Below are 15645 nucleotides of genomic sequence, written 5' to 3'. Positions count from 1 at the left end.
ATGCGTCGTGTATTATCGGTTCTGCTGGAAAACGAATCCGGCGCATTGTCCCGCGTGGTGGGTCTGTTCTCCCAGCGTGGCTACAACATTGAAAGCCTGACCGTGGCGCCAACGGACGACCCGACGCTGTCACGCATGACCATTCAGACCGTCGGTGACGAGAAGGTGATTGAGCAGATCGAAAAGCAGCTGCACAAGCTGGTGGACGTGCTGCGCGTCAGTGAGCTGGGCCAGGGCGCTTTCGTTGAGCGTGAGATCATGCTGGTGAAGATTCAGGCCAGCGGCTACGGTCGCGAAGAGGTGAAACGCTCGGCGGAGATCTTCCGTGGGCAGATCGTTGACGTCACGCCATCGCTTTACACGGTTCAGCTTGCGGGTACCAGCGATAAGCTGGATGCCTTCCTCAGCACCGTGCGCGAAGTGGCGGAAATCGTTGAAGTTGCGCGCTCCGGCATTGTTGGCGTGTCGCGCGGCGATCGTATCATGCGGTAATTTCACCAGGTGACGATCAGAATTGTTTGCTAACCCGGCGTAATGCCGGGTTTTTTTTATTTGTCACAAAGCGCCTGCTGCGGATGAAAAGCGGTTGCTCGCCACACTTTTCTGCGGTTAGATGTGACAAATGCTAATCCATAAAGAAGTGTGGGGTTATTGTGAAACTGGATGAAATTGCGCGCCTCGCGGGTGTTTCGCGCACGACGGCCAGCTATGTGATTAATGGCAAGGCTAAGCAGTATCGTGTCAGCGATAAAACCGTCGAGAAAGTGATGGCGGTGGTGCGTGAACATAATTACCACCCTAACGCGGTGGCGGCAGGGCTTCGCGCCGGTCGTACGCGCTCAATAGGGCTGGTGATCCCCGATTTGGAAAATACCAGCTACACCCGAATTGCTAACTATCTGGAACGCCAGGCGCGCCAGCGCGGCTATCAGCTGCTGATCGCCTGTTCAGAAGATCAGCCCGATAACGAAATGCGCTGCGTTGAGCATCTGCTACAGCGCCAGGTCGATGCAATTATCGTCTCGACCTCACTGCCGCCGGAACATCCGTTTTATCAGCGCTGGGTCAATGATCCGCTGCCGATCATTGCGCTGGACCGGGCGCTGGATCGTGAGCACTTCACCAGCGTGGTCGGTGCCGATCAGGACGATGCAGAAGCGCTCGGTGCTGAACTGCGTAAGCTGCCGGCGAAATCGGTGCTGTTCCTTGGCGCGCTGCCGGAGCTGTCCGTCAGTTTCCTGCGCGAGCTGGGCTTCCGCGATGCGTGGAAGGGCGATGAACGACCGATCGACTTTATCTATGCCAACAGCTTTGAGCGCAGCGCAGCGGCGGCCCTGTTCGAAAATTATCTCGACACCCATGAGATGCCGGAAGCACTGTTCACCACCTCTTTCGGCCTGCTGCAGGGCGTGATGGACGTGACGCTGAAACGTGAAGGGCGTTTACCACAGGACCTGGCGATTGCCACCTTTGGCGACCACGAACTGCTGGATTTCCTTGAGTGCCCGGTACTGGCAGTGGGCCAGCGTCATCGCGATGTGGCAGAGCGCGTGCTGGAACTGGTGCTGGCCAGTCTTGATGAGCCGCGCAAGCCAAAGCCGGGGCTGACGCGTATTCGCCGTAATCTTTATCGCCGTGGGCGTCTGAACCGCAAAGCAAACTAAGACAGTGGGCGCGCAACGTCGCGCCCATTATTTCCGCCCCCGTTTGTCCAGAACCAATCTGAGCCATCTTTGGCCCCCTCCTCACATTTAAGCGTCCGCGCTCAGCCAGACAGGTAAATAAAAGTAAAGCCCAGCCGTCGGCGTCAGCTTTTGATTATAAAACTTAACGTTTATAAATAAGTTGTTGCACCTGTCGCCACGCGCCTGCCGCAGAGAATCTGCATCACGCTGGGAAAGTGTTAGGAAATGCCTTAAAATGCCGCCGGTGTCGCAAAGCGGGCAGTTTATTTTTTACGGTCAAAATGTGGTATTTTTTTGAGCAGCTTAAAGGTGTGTGAGAATTTCCTGCCACTATTCATTAGTTTATTTTTGAATTCTCTCCTCAGGCGGTTTGTTTCTAACTTCCCTACGTTTTATCTCACGAAGAAATAATGCCAATCCGCTATTACTGCGGCTTGACAATGTTTTCCTCTGCTCCGTACACTCTTTTGGTGGGAATTTGTGGAGTAAAGTGGTGATTTTGGGTATCTGGGGGGTGAGGCTGACATGTTCCGGGGAGCAACGTTAGTCAATCTCGACAGCAAAGGCCGGCTTGCCGTGCCGACGCGCTATCGCGAAACGCTGATCGGGGAATCACAGGGGCAAATGGTCTGTACCATTGACCTCCACCAGCCATGCCTGTTGCTTTACACCTTACCCGAATGGGAAATCATTGAACAAAAGCTGTCGCGTTTATCCAGCATGAACCCCGCAGAGCGCCGTGTACAACGCCTCCTGCTGGGGCACGCCAGTGAATGTCAGATGGATAATGCAGGCCGTTTACTGCTGGCGAATACGCTTCGTCAACATGCGAGCCTGACTAAAGAAGTGATGCTGGTTGGGCAGTTCAACAAGTTTGAACTGTGGGATGAACAGACCTGGTATCAACAAGTCAAGGATGATATTGACGCAGAGCAGTCCTCACAGGAACCCCTGTCTGAGCGGCTGCAGGATTTGTCGTTATAGCTATGCAGGATACTTACAAACACAGAACGGTGCTGTTAGACGAGGCGGTAAGCGGCCTCAATATCAAACCTGACGGCATCTACATTGATGGCACTTTTGGCCGCGGCGGACATTCACGCCTGATCCTCTCCCAGCTGGGCGAGCAGGGTCGTTTATATGCTATCGACCGCGATCCGCAAGCTATCGCAGCCGCTGCTGAGATTAACGATCCTCGTTTCAGCATCATCCACGGTCCGTTTTCTGCACTGGCAGAGTATGCCGAAGAGCGCGGCCTGCAGGGGAAGATTGATGGGATCCTGCTGGATCTGGGCGTCTCCTCACCGCAGCTGGATGATGCCGAACGTGGATTCTCCTTTATGCGTGACGGGCCGCTGGATATGCGTATGGACCCGACGCGCGGCCAGTCAGCTGCCGAATGGCTGCTGAAAGCGGAAGAGGCGGATATCGCCTTCGTGCTGAAAACCTTCGGTGAAGAGCGTTTCGCTAAGCGCATTGCCCGCGCCATCGTTGAGCGCAATCGTGAACAGCCGATGACGCGCACCAAAGAGCTGGCCGAGGTGATTTATGTCGCCACGCCGGTGAAAGACAAATTCAAACACCCGGCCACGCGCAGCTTCCAGGCAATCCGTATCTGGGTAAACAGCGAACTCGAAGAGATTGAACAGGCGCTGAAGGGCGCACTGAGCGCGCTGGCCCCGGGTGGTCGACTGTCGATTATTAGCTTCCACTCGCTGGAAGACCGCATTGTGAAACGCTTTATGCGCGAGCAGAGCCGCGGACCGCAGGTGCCACATGGCCTGCCGATGACCGAAGCCCAGCTCAGCAGCCTGGGCGGTCGCCAGCTGAAAGCGCTGGGCAAAATGATGCCGGGCGACAGCGAAGTGGCCGATAATCCGCGCGCGCGCAGTTCCGTATTACGCATCGCGGAGCGAACGGCATCATGATCGGTAACGAGCGCCACAATTTACCCGGCGTCATCGGTGGTGACCTGTTACGCCACGGCAAGATCGCTCTGATTTTGCTGATTGCGGTGCTGGTAACTGCCGTGACGGTGGTGACCACCGCGCATAAAACCCGCTTGCTAACCGCACAGCGTGAACAGCTGGTACTGGAGCGGGATGCGCTGGATATCGAATGGCGCAACCTGATCCTCGAAGAGAATGCGCTTGGCGATCACAGCCGGGTGGAACGTACAGCTACGGAGAAACTTCAGATGCAGCATGTTGATCCTTCGCAGGAAAATATTGTGGTACAGCAATAAGGACGCCCGGACTCAATGAGAGCCGCAAATAAGACGCAGAAGTCGAAACGCACGGAAGATCAGGCCAGCTTTGTCAGCTGGCGTTTTGCGTTGTTGTGTGGCTGTATTTTCCTTGCGCTGGCAGGGTTGCTGCTGCGCGTGGCCTATCTGCAGGTGATCAATCCTGACCGCCTGGTGCGTGAAGGGGACATGCGCTCCCTGCGCGTGCAGGCTGTACCGACCTCACGCGGCATGATCAGCGATCGCGCTGGCCGCCCGCTGGCCGTCAGCGTACCGGTCAACGCCATCTGGGCCGATCCGAAAGAGCTGCACGACAAGGGTGGCATTACGCTCGACAGCCGCTGGAAGGCGTTGTCTGACGCGTTGTCGATTCCGCTCGACCAGTTAGCCGCACGCGTGAATGCCAATCCTAACGGCCGCTTCGTTTATCTGGCGCGTCAGGTCAACCCGGCCATTGGCGACTATGTGAAAAAACTCAAGCTGCCGGGCATCTTTCTGCGCGAAGAGTCACGCCGCTACTATCCTGCCGGGCAGGTCACTTCTCACCTGATTGGCTTCACTAATATCGACGGCCAGGGTATTGAAGGCGTTGAAAAAAGTTTTGATAAGTGGTTAACCGGCCAGCCGGGCGAACGTACCGTGCGTAAAGACCGTAACGGCCGCGTGATTGAAGATATCTCCTCGGTGGACAGCCAGGCGGCGCATAACCTCGCGCTGAGCATCGACGAACGCCTGCAGGCACAGGTTTACCGCGAGCTGAACAACGCCGTGGCGTTTAACAAAGCGGAGTCGGGCACCGCGGTGCTGGTGGATGTCAACACCGGCGAAGTGCTGGCAATGGCTAACAGCCCGGCCTACAACCCGAACAACCTCACCGGCACGACCAAAGATGTGATGCGTAACCGCGCGATTACCGACATCTTCGAGCCTGGCTCCACCGTGAAGCCAATGGTGGTAATGACCGCACTGCAGCGCGGCGTGGTACGTGAAGGTAGCGTGCTGAACACCGTGCCTTACCGTATTAACGGCCACGAAATTAAAGACGTGGCGCGCTATAGCGAACTGACCCTGACCGGGGTGCTCCAGAAATCGTCCAACGTCGGTGTTTCTCGACTGGCGCTGGCGATGCCTTCCAACGCGTTAGTAGATACTTACTCACGTTTTGGTTTCGGCAAAGCGACCAATTTGGGGTTGGTCGGAGAAAGCAGTGGCATATACCCTCAAAAACAACGGTGGTCTGACATAGAGAGGGCCACCTTCTCTTTCGGCTACGGGCTAATGGTAACGCCGTTACAGCTAGCGCGAGTCTACGCAACGATGGGCAGCTATGGCATTTATCGCCCGCTGTCGATTACCAAAGTTGACCCGCCGGTGGCGGGTCAGCGCGTCTTCCCTGAACCGCTGGTGCGCACCGTGCTGCACATGATGGAAAGCGTTGCCCTGCCGGGCGGCGGTGGCGTTAAAGCGGCGATCAAGGGTTACCGCATCGCGATTAAAACCGGTACGGCGAAGAAAGTTGGGCCGGACGGGAAATACGTCAATAAATACATTGCTTATACCGCAGGTGTTGCACCTGCAAGCAACCCTCGTTTTGCGCTGGTGGTGGTGATTAATGACCCGCAGGCCGGCAAATATTACGGTGGTGCGGTATCCGCGCCGGTATTTGGCGCCATCATGGGCAGCGTGCTGCGCACCATGAACGTTGAACCGGATGCCATACCCACCAGTGACAAAAGCGAGATGGTAACTAACAAGAATGAGGGATCGAGTGACCGATCGTAATCTGCGCGACTTACTGGCTCCATGGGTGCCTGCTGCGCCCGATCGCCCGCTGCGTGAAATGACGCTGGACAGCCGTGAAGTGGCCTCCGGCGATCTGTTTGTGGCAGTGAAAGGCCATGCGGCTGACGGCCGTCGTTTTATTCCCCAGGCCATTGCTCAGGGCGTGGCGGCGGTCATCGCGGATGCCGAAGGTGAAGCGGAAGATGGGCAAATTGTAGAGATGCACGGCGTGCCGGTTATCTACCTTGCCCAGCTCTCCCAGCGTTTATCAGCCCTGGCCGGGCGCTTCTATCAGCAGCCAGGCGAAAAGCTCAAGCTCATTGGCGTGACCGGCACTAACGGCAAAACCACCACTACGCAGCTGCTGGCGCAGTGGGCGCAGCTGCTGGGTGAAACCGGCGCGGTGATGGGGACCGTCGGCAACGGCGTGTATGGCCAGCTGGCCCCGGCGGAAAATACCACCGGCTCAGCGGTTGACGTTCAGCATCTGCTGGCATCGCTGGTCAACAAAGGCGCCACGCTGGCGGCGATGGAGATCTCCTCGCACGGCCTGGTGCAGCATCGCGTAGCGGCCCTGCCGTTTGCGGCTGCCGCCTTTACCAATCTCAGCCGCGACCACCTCGACTACCACGGCGATATGGCGCGCTATGAAGCCGCAAAATGGCTGCTGTTCTCTGAGCATCAGGTCGGCCAGGCGATTATCAACGCCGATGATGAAGTCGGCCGCCGCTGGCTGCAGCAGCTGCCTGACGCCGTTGCCGTCACCATGGAAAACAATTTACAGCCTGGCTGTCACGGCCGCTGGCTGAGAGCCACTGACGTTCGCTATCACGACGGCGGGGCTTCCGTGCGCTTTGAGTCAAGCTGGGGCAACGGTGAAATTGACAGCCGCCTGATGGGCGCATTCAACGTCAGCAACCTGCTGGTGGCGCTGGCGACGCTGCTGTCTCTGGATTATCCACTGGCGGCGCTGGTCGCTACGGCAAGCCAGCTGTTGCCGGTTACCGGGCGCATGGAAGTGTTTAGCGCGCCGGGCAAACCGACGGTAGTGGTGGATTATGCGCACACGCCAGACGCGCTGGAAAAAGCGCTGAGCGCCGCGCGACTGCACTGTAAAGGGCAGCTGTGGTGCCTGTTTGGCTGCGGCGGCGATCGCGATAAAGGCAAGCGCCCGTTAATGGGGGCGATTGCCGAGCAGTTCGCCGATGTGGTGGTGATCACCGATGATAACCCGCGCAGTGAAGATCCGGCGGCGATTGTGGCCGATGTGCTGACTGGCCTGCTGGACCCCGGCCGCGCCCGCGTGGTAATGGGGCGTGCGCAAGCGGTCACTAACGCGGTGATGCAGGCGCAGGAAGGCGACATTGTAGTGGTGGCCGGCAAAGGCCACGAAGATTACCAGATTATCGGCAGCCAGCGCCTTGATTACTCTGACCGCGTGACCGTGGCGCGTCTGCTGGGGGTGATAGCATGATCGCCTTCACTCTGCAGCAGCTGGCTGAGATCACCGGCGGCACGCTGTACGGCGCTGACCGCAGCATCACCGAAGTGACCACCGACACGCGTAAGGTGAGCGCAGGCTGCCTGTTTATCGCCCTGAAAGGCGAACGCTTCGATGCCCATGACTTCGTCGGTGACGCTATCAGCGCTGGCTGTTTAGCGCTGCTTGTGAGTAAGCACTTACCTGTCGCGGTAGCGCAGGTTGTGGTCGCAGACACCCGCATTGCCCTCGGCCAGATCGCAGGTTGGGTGCGTCAGCAGTCCACTGCCCGCGTCGTCGCGCTCACCGGTTCCTCCGGCAAAACCTCGGTTAAAGAGATGACCGCCGCCATTCTGCGTGAATGTGGCGAGACGCTGTACACCGCGGGCAACCTGAATAACGACATCGGCGTGCCGCTGACGCTGCTGCGCCTGACCGAAGCTCACCAGTATGCGGTGATCGAACTGGGGGCTAACCACCAGGGTGAGATCGCTTATACCACCGAACTGACGCGCCCGGAGACGGCGCTGGTCAATAACCTGGCCGCAGCGCACCTGGAAGGGTTCGGGTCGCTGGCGGGCGTGGCGAAAGCCAAAGGTGAGATTTTCAACGGTCTGCCGCTGCACGGCACCGCCATTATCAACAGCGACAGCAACGACTGGCCGCACTGGCAGCAGACGCTGCACGGTAAAACCGTCTGGCGCTTCTCACCGGAGCCGCAGGCTGACTGTGATTTCAGCGCCTCTGAGGTGAAATTCAGCGCTAAGGGTACCCATTTCACGCTGCACAGCCCGCAGGGCGACATCGCGATTACCCTGCCGCTGCCGGGCCGTCACAACATTGCTAACGCGCTGGCCGCGACGGCGCTGGCCCTCTCTGTCGGAGCGCCGCTCACGGCGGTGCAGCAGGGGCTGAGCCAGCTTAAAGCCGTGCCGGGGCGCCTGTTCCCGATCGCACTGGGTGAAAACAAGCTGCTGCTGGATGACAGCTACAACGCCAACGTCGGTTCAATGACCGCCGCCGCGCAGGTGCTGGCTGAAATGCCGGGCTACCGCGTAATGATCGTCGGCGACATGGGCGAACTGGGGGCAGAAGCCGCCGAGTGTCATCGTCAGGTCGGCGAAGCGGCTCGCCTGGCCGGCATCGATAAAGTTTTAAGCGTGGGCACGCTCAGCCAGGGTATCTCTGATGCCAGCGGCGTGGGTGAGCACTTCACGGAGAAGGCAGCCCTGAGCGCGCGTGCGCTGGCGCTGCTGTCACAGCATTCACACATTACCGTATTGGTTAAAGGTTCACGTAGTGCCGCGATGGAGCAGGTAGTGCAAACCTTACAGGAGAAAGGCACATGTTAGTCTGGCTGGCCGAGCATCTGGTCTCTTTATATTCTGGCTTTAACGTCTTCTCCTACCTGACGTTTCGCGCCATTGTCAGCCTGCTGACCGCGCTGTTTATTTCACTGTGGATGGGCCCGCGCATGATCGCCCGCCTGCAGGAAATGTCCTTTGGCCAGGTGGTACGTAACGACGGTCCTGAGTCGCACTTCAGCAAGCGCGGTACGCCGACCATGGGCGGGATTATGATCCTCACCTCCATCACCATTTCGGTGCTGCTGTGGGCTTATCCATCAAACCCTTACGTCTGGTGCGTACTGTTCGTGCTGGTCGGTTATGGCATTGTCGGCTTCGTCGATGACTACCGCAAAGTGGTGCGCAAGGACACTAAAGGCCTGATCGCCCGCTGGAAATATTTCTGGCAGTCGGTGATCGCCCTCGGTGCCGCTTTTGTCATGTATATGATTGGCAAAGACACCCCGGCGACCGAGCTGGTAGTGCCGTTCTTTAAAGACGTGATGCCGCAGCTTGGCCTGCTGTATCTGCTGCTGGCTTACTTCGTGATTGTCGGCACCAGTAATGCGGTCAACCTGACCGACGGGCTGGATGGCCTGGCGATTATGCCAACCGTGTTTGTCGCCGCTGGTTTCGCGCTGGTGGCGTGGGCGACCGGTAACGTGAAGTTTGCCGAGTATCTGCATATCCCTTATCTGCGTCACGCGGGTGAGCTGGTGATCGTCTGTACCGCCATTGTCGGTGCGGGTCTTGGTTTCCTGTGGTTCAACACTTACCCGGCGCAGGTCTTTATGGGGGATGTTGGTTCCCTGGCGCTAGGCGGCGCGCTCGGCACTATCGCCGTGCTGTTGCGTCAGGAGTTCCTGCTGGTGATTATGGGCGGCGTATTCGTGGTGGAGACGCTGTCGGTGATCCTGCAGGTCGGTTCCTTCAAACTGCGCGGGCAGCGTATTTTCCGCATGGCACCCATTCACCACCACTATGAATTGAAAGGCTGGCCGGAACCGCGCGTGATTGTGCGCTTCTGGATTATTTCACTGATGCTGGTGCTGATTGGCCTGGCCACGCTGAAGGTGCGGTAATCATGGCTGACTATCAGGGTAAAAAAGTCGTCATCATCGGGTTGGGGCTGACCGGCCTCTCCTGTGTTGATTTCTTTGTCGCACGTGGCGTGACGCCGCGCGTGATGGATACCCGTGTCGTGCCGCCGGGGCTGGAAAAGCTGCCGAAAGAGGTTGAGCGCTGGTTAGGTTCGTTAAACGAAGACTGGCTGCTGGCTGCCGACCTGATCGTGGCCAGCCCGGGAATGGCGCTGGCTCATCCGTCGCTGATGGCGGCGGCGGATGCCGGAGTAGAGATCGTCGGCGATATCGAGCTGTTCTGCCGCGAAGCGCAGGCGCCCATCGTGGCGATCACCGGCTCTAACGGCAAAAGCACCGTCACCACGCTGGTGGGCGAGATGGCGAAAGCCGCAGGCTGGCAGGTTGGCGTGGGCGGCAATATCGGCCTGCCAGCACTGATGCTGCTGGCGCAACCGGCGCAGCTTTACGTGCTGGAACTCTCCAGCTTCCAGCTGGAAACCACCACCAGCCTGCGCGCCGCCGCTGCCACCATCCTTAACGTGACAGAAGATCATATGGATCGCTATCCGCTGGGGATGCAGCAGTACCGTGCGGCCAAGCTGCGCATTTATGAGAATGCCGCCGTCTGCGTGGTCAATGCCGATGATGCGATGACCATGCCGGTGCGTGGTGCCGACACGCGCTGCGTCAGTTTTGGCGCCGACGTCGGCGATTATCATCTCAATCACCAGCAGGGCAGTATCTGGCTGCGGGTGAAAGGCGAGAAAGTGCTGAACACCGATGAGATGCATCTGGTCGGTAAGCACAATTACACTAACGCGCTGGCCGCGCTGGCGCTGGCGGACGCCGTCGGCCTGCCGCGTGCCAGCAGCCTGAAAGCGTTAACCACCTTCGCCGGTCTGCCGCACCGTTTCCAGCTGGTGCATGAGCGCAACGGCGTGCGCTGGATAAATGATTCCAAAGCCACCAACGTCGGCAGCACCGAAGCGGCGCTGAAGGGGTTACAGGTTAAGGGAACGCTGCATCTGCTGCTCGGCGGTGACGGTAAATCCGCCGACTTCAGCGCGCTGGCACCCTACCTGCAGGGGGAGCGTATCCGCATCTGGTGCTTTGGCCGTGACGGTGCGGAGCTGGCTGAGCTGCGCCCGGAAATTGCCGTGCAGACGGAAACCCTGGCTGAAGCGGTGCAGCAGATTAAAACCGTACTGCAGCCTGGCGATCTGGTGCTGCTGTCTCCGGCCTGCGCCAGCCTCGATCAGTTTAAAAACTTTGAGCAGCGCGGCGACGTGTTTGCCCAACTGGCGCGGGAGGCTGACTGATGCGCGTTCCTGGTCTGAGCCTTGCCAGCGGTATTTCTGACCTGCTGAGAAACTGGGTCATGGGATCGCGTGAAAGCGATACCAACTCGATGGTGCTGTATGACCGCACCCTGCTATGGCTGACGTTTGGCCTGGCGATTATAGGTTTTGTTATGGTGACATCGGCGTCGATGCCGGTTGGCCAGCGTCTTAACGATGACCCGTTCTACTTTGCCAAGCGCGATGCGTTTTACATCCTGCTGGCGATGGGGATGGCGCTGGTGACCCTGCGCGTGCCGATGGATTTCTGGCAGCGCTACAGCAATATCATGCTGCTGGGCACCGTTGCCATGCTGCTGGTGGTGCTGGTGGTGGGTAGCTCGGTTAACGGGGCATCGCGCTGGATCGCCCTCGGCCCGTTGCGTATCCAGCCTGCCGAGCTGTCAAAACTGTCGCTGTTCTGCTATCTCGCCAGCTATCTGGTGCGTAAGGTCGAAGAGGTTCGTAACAACTTTTGGGGCTTCTGTAAGCCGATGGGCGTGATGGTGGTGCTGGCGGTACTGCTGCTGGCGCAGCCGGACCTCGGTACGGTGGTAGTGCTGTTTGTCACCACGCTGGCGATGCTGTTCCTTGCCGGGGCAAAACTGTGGCAGTTCCTTGCGATTATCGGCTCCGGGATTTTCGCCGTCTGCCTGCTGATTGTGGCCGAACCCTATCGTATGCGCCGCGTCACCTCCTTCTGGAACCCGTGGGAAGATCCGTTTGGCAGTGGCTACCAGCTGACCCAGTCCCTGATGGCGTTTGGTCGTGGGGAATTCTGGGGCCAGGGCTTAGGTAACTCCGTGCAAAAACTGGAATATTTACCGGAAGCGCACACCGACTTTATCTTCTCGATTATCGGAGAAGAACTGGGTTATATCGGTGTGGTTTTAGCCCTGTTAATGGTATTCTTCGTCGCTTTTCGCGCGATGTCCATCGGGCGAAAAGCTTTAGAGATCGATCAGCGCTTTTCCGGCTTCCTCGCCTGTTCAATTGGCGTCTGGTTTAGCTTCCAGGCACTGGTTAACGTCGGGGCCGCAGCGGGCATGTTACCGACCAAAGGTCTGACGCTGCCGCTGATCAGTTACGGTGGTTCGAGTCTGATTATTATGTCGACCGCCATCGTGTTCCTGTTACGCATAGATTATGAGACGCGTCTGGCGAAAGCCCAGGCGTTCACCAGAGGGTAGTTGATGACTGGAAAGCGACTGATGGTGATGGCTGGCGGAACCGGTGGGCATGTTTTCCCCGGGCTGGCGGTGGCACACCATCTGATGGCGCAGGGCTGGCAGGTACGCTGGCTTGGAACCGCTGACCGTATGGAAGCGGACCTGGTGCCGAAGCACGGCATTGAAATTGATTTTATTCGCATCAGCGGGCTGCGTGGCAAAGGCATCAAAGCATTACTGGCGGCGCCACTGCGCATCTTCAACGCCTGGCGTCAGGCGCGGGCGATTATGAAAGCCTGGCAGCCGGATGTGGTACTTGGAATGGGCGGTTACGTTTCCGGCCCCGGCGGTCTGGCCGCGTGGAGCTGCGGTATTCCGGTGGTGCTGCATGAGCAGAACGGCATTGCGGGTCTGACTAACAAATGGCTGGCGAAGATTGCCAGCAAAGTGATGCAGGCCTTTCCAGGTGCCTTCCCTAAGGCGGAAGTGGTGGGGAACCCGGTGCGAACCGACGTGTTGGCACTGCCTCTGCCGGCGGTACGCTTAGCCGGGCGAGAAGGCCCGACGCGCGTGCTGGTGATCGGTGGCAGTCAGGGCGCCCGCGTACTGAACCAGACCATGCCGCAGGTAGCGGCCAGGCTGGGTGACAGCATTACGCTGTGGCACCAGGTGGGCAAAGGCGCGCTGGATGAAGTGAATCAGGCTTACATTCAGGTGAACCAGACGCAGCATAAGGTGTCCGAGTTCATCGACGATATGGCCGCCGCCTACGCCTGGGCTGATGTGGTGGTGTGCCGTTCCGGCGCGCTGACCGTCAGCGAAGTGGCTGCGGCAGGATTACCGGCGATATTTGTGCCGTTTCAGCATAAAGATCGTCAGCAGTACTGGAATGCCCTGCCGCTGGAGCAGGCCGGTGCCGCCAAAATTTACGAGCAGCCGCAGTTCACCAGTGAGGTGGTGGCGGCAACGCTGGCAGGATGGGATCGCGCAACGCTGCTGAACATGGCAGAAAAAGCCCGCGCGGTGGCGATCCCGGATGCAACCGAACGTGTCGCAGCTGAAGTCAGTAAAGCGGCCAAATGATTTTTGTAGGGGCAGGCAGGTCTGACCCGCAGCAACACAGGTAACAGATGAATACACAGCAACTGGCAAAACTGCGTTCTATCGTGCCCGAGATGCGTCGCGTCCGGCACATCCACTTTGTTGGCATCGGTGGTGCCGGCATGGGCGGTATTGCCGAAGTGTTAGCGAATGAAGGCTATGAAATCAGCGGTTCAGACCTGGCGCCGAATGCGGTGACTCAGCATCTGAGCGCGTTGGGCGCAACGATCTATTTTAACCATCGCCCGGAGAACGTCAGCGATGCCAGCGTGGTGGTGGTCTCTACCGCTGTCTCGCAGGACAACCCGGAAGTGGTTGCCGCACGCGAAGCGCGTATCCCGGTGATCCGCCGTGCAGAGATGCTGGCTGAACTGATGCGCTTCCGCCACGGTATTGCCGTTGCTGGTACGCACGGCAAAACCACCACCACGGCGATGGTCTCCAGCATTTATGCGGAAGGCGGCCTCGACCCGACTTTCGTTAACGGTGGGCTGGTGAAAGCGGCGGGAACCCACGCGCGCCTTGGCAGCAGCCGTTACCTGATTGCGGAAGCGGACGAGAGCGATGCCTCATTCCTGCATCTGCAGCCGATGGTGGCGATTGTCACCAATATCGAAGCCGACCACATGGATACCTACCAGGGCGACTTCGAAAATCTGAAGCAGACGTTTATCAACTTCCTGCACAACCTGCCGTTTTATGGCCGTGCGGTGATGTGCGTGGATGACGCGGTGATCCGCGATTTGATCCCGCGCGTCGGGCGCCAGATCACCACCTATGGCTTTAGCGATGACGCCGATGTGCGGGTGGAAAATTACCAACAGCGCGGCGCACAGGGCTTCTTTACCCTGGTACGCCACGACAAACCGCTGATGCACGTAACATTGAACGCCCCGGGTCGCCATAACGCGCTTAACGCCGCCGCTGCGGTTGCCGTGGCGACGGAAGAGGGCATTGAGGATGATGAAATCCTCAGCGCGCTACTGAGTTTCCAGGGCACCGGGCGCCGCTTCGACTTCCTCGGTGAATATCCGCTGGCAGAAGTGAACGGCCAGGCAGGCAGCGCGATGCTGGTGGACGATTACGGCCATCATCCGACCGAAGTTGACGTGACGATTAAAGCCGCGCGTGCGGGCTGGCCGGATAAAAATCTGGTGATGATCTTCCAGCCACACCGCTACACGCGCACCCGCGATCTGTATGACGATTTTGCCAACGTGCTGTCACAGGTCGATGTGCTGCTGATGCTGGATGTTTACGCCGCCGGTGAGGCACCGATCCCCGGCGCCGACAGCCGCTCTCTGTGCCGCACCATTCGTGGTCGTGGCAAAGTCGACCCGATTCTGGTGTCTGACCATGATGCCGTGCTGGAAATGCTGTTACCGAAGCTGACCGGTAACGACCTTATTTTAGTGCAGGGCGCCGGCAACGTTGGCCGTATCGCCCGCACGCTGGCTGAGCTTAAGTTACAACCGCAGACGAATAAAGAGGAACATCATGGCTGAGAAAGTAGCGGTATTGCTGGGTGGAACCTCCGCAGAACGTGACGTATCGCTGTTATCGGGCGCTGCCGTTCTGCAAGGCCTGCAGGATGCAGGCATTGATGCACATCCGGTCGACATCCGTGATTTCCCGGTGATGCGACTGAAAGAGGAAGGGTTTGCCAAAGCCTTTATCGCCCTGCACGGTCGCGGCGGTGAAGATGGCACCTTACAGGGCGTGCTGGAATTTCTGCAGATCCCTTACACCGGCAGCGGCGTCATGGCATCGGCCATCACGATGGACAAACTGCGCAGTAAGTATCTGTGGCAGGGCTGTGGGCTGCCGGTGGCGCCATTTGTCGCGCTGACGCGCGCCCAGATGGATGAAGGCCTGACGGCGGATGAGCTGGCCAGCATTGATGCCCTTGGCCTGCCGCTGTTCGTCAAGCCGAGCCGTGAAGGTTCAAGCGTGGGGATCTCGCGGGTGAACGAGGCGTACCAGTTCCCTGCTGCGCTGGATGAAGCCTTCCGCCACGACGATGAAGTGCTGGTGGAAGCCTTTTTAAGCGGTCCTGAGTACACCGTTGGCGTGATTGGCGATCAAATTCTGCCGTCAATCAGAATAAAAACCGCCAGCGAGTTCTATGACTATGAAGCTAAATACATTTCTGACGATACTCAATACTTCTGCCCGTCAGGATTGAGTGCCGAACAGGAAGCGGAACTGAGCGAACTGACCCTCGCTGCCTGGCGCGCGCTGGGTTGCAGCGGCTGGGGCCGCGTAGACGTGATGATGGGCGGTGATGGCCGTTTCTATCTGCTGGAAGTCAACACGTCACCGGGTATGACCAGCCATAGCCTGGTGCCAATGGCGGCAAAACAGGCCGGGATGACCTTCTCGCAGCTGGTGGCGCGCATTCTGGAGCTGGCGGACTGA

14 protein-coding genes are annotated in these 15645 nt (G+C 58.6%); all 14 read left to right on the top strand.

Annotation, left to right across the window (positions count from 1 at the left end):
- The 14 genes from ilvN (at position 1) to ID864_RS05115 (ending at position 15645) form a co-directional block, all read left to right on the top strand.
- On the top strand, positions 1-492 hold the full coding sequence (gene ilvN, locus ID864_RS05180; RefSeq protein ID WP_048914829.1) for an acetolactate synthase small subunit: 492 nt from the start codon (positions 1-3) through the stop codon (positions 490-492).
- 161 nt (positions 493-653) lie between these two features.
- Positions 654-1664, top strand: a complete 1011-nt coding sequence (cra, locus tag ID864_RS05175) for a catabolite repressor/activator (RefSeq protein WP_048914830.1) — start codon at positions 654-656, stop codon at positions 1662-1664.
- Between the two features lie 546 nt (positions 1665-2210).
- Complete coding sequence (gene mraZ, locus ID864_RS05170; RefSeq protein WP_048914872.1) at positions 2211-2669, top strand: division/cell wall cluster transcriptional repressor MraZ; 459 nt, start codon at positions 2211-2213, stop codon at positions 2667-2669.
- Positions 2670-2671: 2 nt separating this feature from the next.
- The gene (gene rsmH / locus ID864_RS05165) at positions 2672-3613 is read left to right on the top strand and encodes a 16S rRNA (cytosine(1402)-N(4))-methyltransferase RsmH (protein WP_048914873.1); all 942 of its coding nucleotides are present in this window, start codon (positions 2672-2674) and stop codon (positions 3611-3613) included.
- The gene (ftsL, locus tag ID864_RS05160) at positions 3610-3930 is read left to right on the top strand and encodes a cell division protein FtsL (RefSeq protein WP_048914874.1); all 321 of its coding nucleotides are present in this window, start codon (positions 3610-3612) and stop codon (positions 3928-3930) included. Before rsmH ends, ftsL begins: the two co-directional genes overlap by 4 nt.
- A gap of 15 nt (positions 3931-3945) precedes the next feature.
- Positions 3946-5712: a peptidoglycan glycosyltransferase FtsI gene (locus ID864_RS05155; protein ID WP_191149519.1), complete on the top strand. Its 1767-nt coding sequence runs from the start codon at positions 3946-3948 to the stop codon at positions 5710-5712.
- Complete coding sequence (murE, locus tag ID864_RS05150; RefSeq protein WP_191149518.1) at positions 5699-7186, top strand: UDP-N-acetylmuramoyl-L-alanyl-D-glutamate--2,6-diaminopimelate ligase; 1488 nt, start codon at positions 5699-5701, stop codon at positions 7184-7186. Before ID864_RS05155 ends, murE begins: the two co-directional genes overlap by 14 nt.
- A complete protein-coding gene (murF, locus tag ID864_RS05145) occupies positions 7183-8544 on the top strand; it encodes a UDP-N-acetylmuramoyl-tripeptide--D-alanyl-D-alanine ligase (protein ID WP_048914877.1) in 1362 nt (453 codons plus the stop codon). The genes murE and murF overlap by 4 nt, the downstream gene beginning before the upstream one ends.
- Positions 8538-9620, top strand: a complete 1083-nt coding sequence (mraY, locus tag ID864_RS05140; protein ID WP_048914878.1) for a phospho-N-acetylmuramoyl-pentapeptide-transferase — start codon at positions 8538-8540, stop codon at positions 9618-9620. Before murF ends, mraY begins: the two co-directional genes overlap by 7 nt.
- 2 nt (positions 9621-9622) lie before the next feature.
- The gene (gene murD / locus ID864_RS05135; RefSeq protein ID WP_099753873.1) at positions 9623-10939 is read left to right on the top strand and encodes a UDP-N-acetylmuramoyl-L-alanine--D-glutamate ligase; all 1317 of its coding nucleotides are present in this window, start codon (positions 9623-9625) and stop codon (positions 10937-10939) included.
- Positions 10939-12147, top strand: a complete 1209-nt coding sequence (gene ftsW, locus ID864_RS05130; RefSeq protein ID WP_048914880.1) for a cell division protein FtsW — start codon at positions 10939-10941, stop codon at positions 12145-12147. Before murD ends, ftsW begins: the two co-directional genes overlap by 1 nt.
- Positions 12148-12150: 3 nt before the next feature.
- The gene (gene murG / locus ID864_RS05125; RefSeq protein ID WP_187497145.1) at positions 12151-13209 is read left to right on the top strand and encodes an undecaprenyldiphospho-muramoylpentapeptide beta-N-acetylglucosaminyltransferase; all 1059 of its coding nucleotides are present in this window, start codon (positions 12151-12153) and stop codon (positions 13207-13209) included.
- Positions 13210-13256: 47 nt separating this feature from the next.
- Positions 13257-14732 (top strand): UDP-N-acetylmuramate--L-alanine ligase, encoded by a 1476-nt coding sequence (gene murC / locus ID864_RS05120; RefSeq protein ID WP_048914882.1) that lies wholly within the window; start codon positions 13257-13259, stop codon positions 14730-14732.
- The gene (locus tag ID864_RS05115) at positions 14725-15645 is read left to right on the top strand and encodes a D-alanine--D-alanine ligase (protein WP_048914883.1); all 921 of its coding nucleotides are present in this window, start codon (positions 14725-14727) and stop codon (positions 15643-15645) included. Before murC ends, ID864_RS05115 begins: the two co-directional genes overlap by 8 nt.

The organism is Erwinia aphidicola, assembly GCF_014773485.1.
GTDB lineage: Bacteria > Pseudomonadota > Gammaproteobacteria > Enterobacterales > Enterobacteriaceae > Erwinia > Erwinia aphidicola.
The sequence above is the reverse complement of the archived record's forward strand: the minus strand, read 5'-3'. Positions and strand labels throughout refer to the sequence as shown.

Bases quoted from the DNA above. Each gene is read 5' to 3' on its own strand.
- ilvN (WP_048914829.1), top strand. From the start codon at position 1: ATGCGTCGTGTATTATCGGTTCTGCTGGAAAACGAATCCGGCGCATTG.
- mraZ (WP_048914872.1), top strand. From the start codon at position 2,211: ATGTTCCGGGGAGCAACGTTAGTCAATCTCGACAGCAAAGGCCGGCTT.
- rsmH (WP_048914873.1), top strand. From the start codon at position 2,672: ATGCAGGATACTTACAAACACAGAACGGTGCTGTTAGACGAGGCGGTA.
- ftsL (WP_048914874.1), top strand. From the start codon at position 3,610: ATGATCGGTAACGAGCGCCACAATTTACCCGGCGTCATCGGTGGTGAC.
- ID864_RS05155 (WP_191149519.1), top strand. From the start codon at position 3,946: ATGAGAGCCGCAAATAAGACGCAGAAGTCGAAACGCACGGAAGATCAG.
- murF (WP_048914877.1), top strand. From the start codon at position 7,183: ATGATCGCCTTCACTCTGCAGCAGCTGGCTGAGATCACCGGCGGCACG.
- mraY (WP_048914878.1), top strand. From the start codon at position 8,538: ATGTTAGTCTGGCTGGCCGAGCATCTGGTCTCTTTATATTCTGGCTTT.
- murD (WP_099753873.1), top strand. From the start codon at position 9,623: ATGGCTGACTATCAGGGTAAAAAAGTCGTCATCATCGGGTTGGGGCTG.
- ftsW (WP_048914880.1), top strand. From the start codon at position 10,939: ATGCGCGTTCCTGGTCTGAGCCTTGCCAGCGGTATTTCTGACCTGCTG.
- murG (WP_187497145.1), top strand. From the start codon at position 12,151: ATGACTGGAAAGCGACTGATGGTGATGGCTGGCGGAACCGGTGGGCAT.
- murC (WP_048914882.1), top strand. From the start codon at position 13,257: ATGAATACACAGCAACTGGCAAAACTGCGTTCTATCGTGCCCGAGATG.
- ID864_RS05115 (WP_048914883.1), top strand. From the start codon at position 14,725: ATGGCTGAGAAAGTAGCGGTATTGCTGGGTGGAACCTCCGCAGAACGT.